We start from the raw sequence: 1,182 nt of genomic DNA, 5'->3' as shown, positions 1-1,182 counted from the left end.
GCCAGGAACGCCACGCCGTTCAAGCTGTTCCTGCGCAGGATCGCGAACATCTTCGTGCCGCTGATCCCCGCCCTCATCGGCTGCGGCATCATCGCGGGTCTGAACGGCCTGCTGGTCAACCTGCACTGGCTGCCGGGACTCACCCCGGCCCTGACCGCCATGGCGTCCGGGTTCATGGCGCTGATCGCCGTCTTCGTCGGCTACAACACGGCCAAGGAGTTCGGCGGCACGCCGATCCTCGGCGGTGCGGTCGCGGCCATCATCGTCTTCCCGGGCGTCGCGAACATCGAGGCGTTCGGCCAGAAGCTCTCCCCCGGCCAGGGCGGTGTCCTCGGCGCCCTGGGGGCGGCGGTGCTCGCGGTCTACGTGGAGAAGTGGTGCCGGCGCTGGGTCCCGGAGGCGCTGGACGTCCTGGTCACCCCGACCCTGACGGTCCTGATCTCCGGTCTGGTGACCATCTTCGGCCTGATGTACGTGGCGGGTGAGGTCTCCACCGCGATCGGTACCTTCGCCGACTGGCTGCTGTCCAACGGCGGCGCCGGCGCGGGTCTCGTCCTCGGCGGCTTCTTCCTCCCGCTGGTCATGCTGGGCCTGCACCAAGCGCTGATCCCGATCCACACGACGCTGATCGAGCAGCAGGGCTACACGGTCCTGCTCCCGATCCTCGCCATGGCCGGTGCCGGCCAGGTCGGCGCGGCCATCGCGGTCTTCTTCCGCCTCCCGCGCAACGAGTCGATCCGCAGGACCATCAAGTCCGCCCTGCCCGCGGGCTTCCTGGGTGTCGGTGAGCCGCTGATCTACGGTGTCTCGCTGCCGCTGGGCCGCCCGTTCATCACGGCGTGCGTGGGCGGTGCGTTCGGCGGCGCGTTCGTCGGCTTCTTCAACCAGCTCGGCGACGCGGTGGGCTCCACCGCGATCGGCCCGTCCGGCTGGGCCCTGTTCCCGCTGCTGGACGGCAACCACGGTCTGGGCGCGACGATCGCGATCTACGCGGGCGGCCTGGTCGTCGGTTATGTGGCGGGCTTCGTCGCCACCTACTTCTTCGGCTTCAGCAAGGACCTGCTGACGGAGTTCAACGTCTCCCAGGAACCGGCCGGCTCCCCGGTCGCGGCCACCGGCCCGGCCACGGTCGGCGCGGGCCCGGACACCACCGCGAAGGAACCTGCGGGGGTCTGACGGACC

At 70.2% G+C, this 1,182-nt stretch carries 1 protein-coding gene; it reads left to right on the top strand.

The annotated features are described in order from the left end of the window. A partial coding sequence (locus ABZV94_RS41745; RefSeq protein ID WP_356350339.1) for a PTS transporter subunit EIIC occupies positions 1–1,176 on the top strand: 1,176 nt, incomplete at its 5' end. Between the last annotated feature and the right edge of the window lie 6 nt (positions 1,177–1,182).

It is taken from the genome of Streptomyces sp. NPDC004658, from assembly GCF_040609555.1.
In the GTDB taxonomy this organism is placed as follows: domain Bacteria; phylum Actinomycetota; class Actinomycetes; order Streptomycetales; family Streptomycetaceae; genus Streptomyces.
The sequence above is the reverse complement of the archived record's forward strand: the minus strand, read 5'-3'. Positions and strand labels throughout refer to the sequence as shown.